Source organism: bacterium (genome assembly GCA_040757115.1).
In the GTDB taxonomy this organism is placed as follows: domain Bacteria; phylum UBA9089; class CG2-30-40-21; order CG2-30-40-21; family SBAY01; genus JBFLXS01.
Window position 1 is genome coordinate 1 of record JBFLYA010000316.1, and the last position, 3,746, is coordinate 3,746.

Below are 3,746 nucleotides of genomic sequence, written 5' to 3' on the forward strand. Positions count from 1 at the left end.
ATTTGGTGCTTGGAATTTGGAATTTATTTGGAATTTGGTGCTTGGAATTTGGAATTTCTATCTAATCTGTCCACTAAAAGATGTGGGTAATGATTAGGCCAGGGGGGACATCAATTGAGTAGCGACAGAGCACTAGTAGAAAGCAGATAGTAGATAGTAAGCAGGAGGAAGGCACAATGTTTTCTCTCTACTGACTACTCTCTACTATCTACTGACTACTACTTTAGTAGAAAGGAGTAATTATGCCCAGAAAAGGACCGGTAAAAAAAAGGCGCATATTGCCAGACCCAATATATAACAGTCAGTTAGTGAGTAAATTCATTAATATGATTTTAAGACGAGGTAAAAAATCAATAGCGCAAAAAATAGTCTATAATGCTTTTGCTATTATCGAAGAAAAGACAAAAGAATCTCCAATAACAATTTTTAAGCGGGCAGTGGATAAGGTTAGACCACATGTGGCTGTAAAATCAAGACGCGTCGGCGGAGCAACATACCAGGTCCCGGTAGAAATCCCTGAAGAACGAGGTATTACAATGGCTATGGGTTGGATAATATCCTTTTCTAAAGCACAAAAAGGGAAACCGATGCAAGAAAAGTTAGCTCAAGAAATATTAAATGCCGTAAATAATACCGGGGCTTCTATTAAGAAAAGAGAGGATACCCATAAAATGGCTGAGGCAAATAAGGCTTTCGCTCATTATAGATGGTAAAAAGAGGATTTTATATGCAAGATATTGTTGGGGGATTTAAAAAGGTTATTCAAGATTTATTGGTTCCTGAATTAAAGGCGATTCAGGTTGAATTAAAATATCATAGCGAGCGTTTCGAGGCAATGCAGAAAGATATGCATGAAGTTAAGATAGATCTACAAAAAATTGTAGGGGTGATGGATTGGAATACAAAAATAGCTCGATTTGAAGGGCAAATGAACAACTTAGAACATATACTCTTAGAACACATAGGATTAGAGAGAAAAGTTCAAGTGGCTTAAACGAATAGGAGGAAAAATAACAAATTATTATGGAAAAAGTGATGGTTAAAGAAAAAGAGGCGAGAAGTATGGGAAGAAAGATTGCGTTTGAAAAAATAAGAAACATAGGGCTTATGGCTCATATAGATGCAGGTAAAACCACAACTACGGAACGCATTCTGTTTCATACAGGTAAGGTGCATAGGTTTGGTGAGGTAGATGAAGGAACGACCGTTATGGACTGGATGGAACAGGAACAGAAAAGAGGGATTACGATTACTGCGGCTACAACTACCTGTTTCTGGCGAGACCATAGAATCAATATTATTGATACCCCGGGACATGTTGATTTTACGATTGAAGTAGAACGCTCATTAAGAGTGCTTGACGGCGTAATTACCGTTTTTTGCTCCGTAGGTGGTGTTGAACCTCAATCAGAAACTGTCTGGCGTCAGGCAGACAGGTATCATGTTCCCAGAATTGCCTTTGTCAATAAAATGGATAAAGTAGGCGCAGATTTTAACCATGTGGTTTTGATGATGAAAGAAAGATTAGACGCTATCGCTGTGCCAATACAATTACCAATTATGGATAAAGAAGGTGTGTTTAAAGGCATTATCGATGTGGTTAAAATGAAGGCTCTTTACTGGGAGAAAAACGAAAAAATAGAAATCATTAGAGAAGATGAAATCCCTGAAGAATTATATGAAACCGCAAACACTGCTCATCATACTTTGATAGAAACTATCTCAGAATTTGATGAAGAGTTGATGACAAAATACTTATCCGATGAACAGATGAGTGAAGATGAAATTAAGAGAGGTATTCGGTCAGCAACAATAAAGGGATTGATTTTCCCGGTGCTCTGTGGGAGTTCAGTCAATAATAAGGGAATAAAGAATCTCTTAGATGCCGCAGTAGATTATTTACCTTCTCCTATTGATAAACCTCCAGTTAATGGGGTTAATCCTAAAACAGAGCAACAGGAAGAACGAATTGCTTCAGATGATGAACCTTTTTCTGCTTTAGCCTTTAAGATTGCGGCAGACCCGTATGTCGGTAATTTATCTTATATTCGGGTTTATTCTGGCTCTGTTGCTTGCGGTGATTCAATCTATAACGCTAATACAGACAAAAATGAAAGAATCGGTCGAGTAATACAAATGCATGCGAATAAACGAGAAGATATTGAACGACTTTATGCAGGTGATATTGGAGCCGTAGTTGGATTAAAAGATATTTCTACAGGTAATACCCTGTGTGATAAGAAATATCCAGTTGTTTTAGAATCAATTCATTTTCCTTCACCCGTGATTTCAGTAGCGATAGAACCAGAGACCAAACAGGATGAAGAAAAATTAGGGCTGGTCTTAAGTCGCTTAACTCAAGAAGACCCTACTTTTAAAAAATCTGTAAATTCAGATACAGGTCAAACCCTTATCTCCGGTATGGGCGAATTACATTTAGAGGTTTTAATCGAACGAATGAAGACGGAGTTTGGATTAAATGTCCAAGTAAGCAAACCACAAGTAGCATACCGGGAAACGATTAAAGGAAATGTTGAAATAGAAGGAAAATACATTCGTCAGAGTGGTGGTAGAGGACAATATGGTCATGTCTGGTTGATGATAGAACCAGTAGAACCAGGAACAGGACTGGAATTCGTTAATAAGATTGTGGGCGGAACTATACCGAGGGAATATATCCCACCGGTGAAGGCAGGTATTGAAGAAGCAATGGGTTGCGGTGTATTAGCCGGCTATCCAGTTGTAGATGTAAAAGTAACATTATTTGATGGTTCTTTTCATGAGGTAGATTCTTCGGAAATTGCCTTTAAAAATGCCGCACATCAAGCGTTTATTGCTGGAGTTAAAAAAGCACATCCAGTTCTATTAGAGCCAATTATGAAATTAGAAGTAACCGTTCCTCAGGAATATATGGGAGATATAATTGGAGACCTTAATTCTAAAAGGGCAAATATTTTAGAAATGGAACAAAGAAGAACATCTCAAATCATTCGAGCCATGGTGCCACTATCAGAGATGTTTGGGTATGCGACGACGATACGTTCGTTGAGTCAAGGAAGGGCAAATTATACAATGGAATTCGCTTACTATGCAGAAGTTCCAAAGGAAATTGCTGAAAAAATTGTATCTAATATATAAATTTGGTAACTGGTGATTGGTAAATGGTAATTTAATTACCATTGAGCCAATTACTAAATAGGGCTTCACGAAATTATAAAGTAAGTAATCGGTTAACTGGTAACTAATTACCATTCACCAGTTACCAATTACCAAATAAAAGGAGGTATTAAAAAAAATGGCAAAGCAGAAATTTGAGCGGACAAAACCACATGTTAATGTGGGAACAATTGGTCATATTGACCATGGAAAAACAACTTTAACTTCGGTTATCACGAAGGTTTTATCAATGGCAGGACAGGCAGAATTTAAGGCGTTTGGTGATATTGATAACGCACCAGAAGAAAGGGAGCGGGGGATAACCATTGCCATAGCCCATGTTGAGTATCAGACACAAAACAGGCATTATGCCCACATAGATTGTCCCGGGCATGCGGATTACATCAAAAATATGATTACCGGTGCCGCCCAGATGGATGGGGCAATATTGGTTGTTTCAGCCGCAGATGGTCCTATGCCTCAAACACGAGAACATATTTTATTAGCCCGTCAGGTGGGTGTGCCGTATATCGTTGTATTTTTAAACAAAGTAGATATGGTTGATGACCCGGAATTATTGGATTTAGTTG

At 38.1% G+C, this 3,746-nt stretch carries 4 protein-coding genes; all 4 read left to right on the forward strand.

Features of this window, described 5'->3' with window-relative positions; all coding sequences use genetic code 11:
- The first annotated feature begins 242 nt into the window (after positions 1-242).
- Positions 243-713 (forward strand): 30S ribosomal protein S7, encoded by a 471-nt coding sequence (gene rpsG / locus AB1422_17765; GenBank protein ID MEW6621151.1) that lies wholly within the window; start codon positions 243-245, stop codon positions 711-713.
- Positions 714-727: 14 nt separating this feature from the next.
- Complete coding sequence (locus AB1422_17770) at positions 728-994, forward strand: hypothetical protein (GenBank protein ID MEW6621152.1); 267 nt, start codon at positions 728-730, stop codon at positions 992-994.
- Positions 995-1,062: 68 nt separating this feature from the next.
- A complete protein-coding gene (gene fusA / locus AB1422_17775; GenBank protein ID MEW6621153.1) occupies positions 1,063-3,138 on the forward strand; it encodes an elongation factor G in 2,076 nt (691 codons plus the stop codon).
- A gap of 157 nt (positions 3,139-3,295) precedes the next feature.
- Positions 3,296-3,746, forward strand: a 451-nt coding sequence (locus AB1422_17780; GenBank protein MEW6621154.1) for a GTP-binding protein, incomplete at its 3' end; no start/stop codon positions are given.

What these genes read in the sequence shown, in the direction of transcription:
- rpsG (MEW6621151.1), top strand. Translation starts at nt 243, where the DNA reads ATGCCCAGAAAAGGACCGGTAAAAAAAAGGCGCATATTGCCAGACCCA.
- AB1422_17770 (MEW6621152.1), top strand. Translation starts at nt 728, where the DNA reads ATGCAAGATATTGTTGGGGGATTTAAAAAGGTTATTCAAGATTTATTG.
- fusA (MEW6621153.1), top strand. Translation starts at nt 1,063, where the DNA reads ATGGGAAGAAAGATTGCGTTTGAAAAAATAAGAAACATAGGGCTTATG.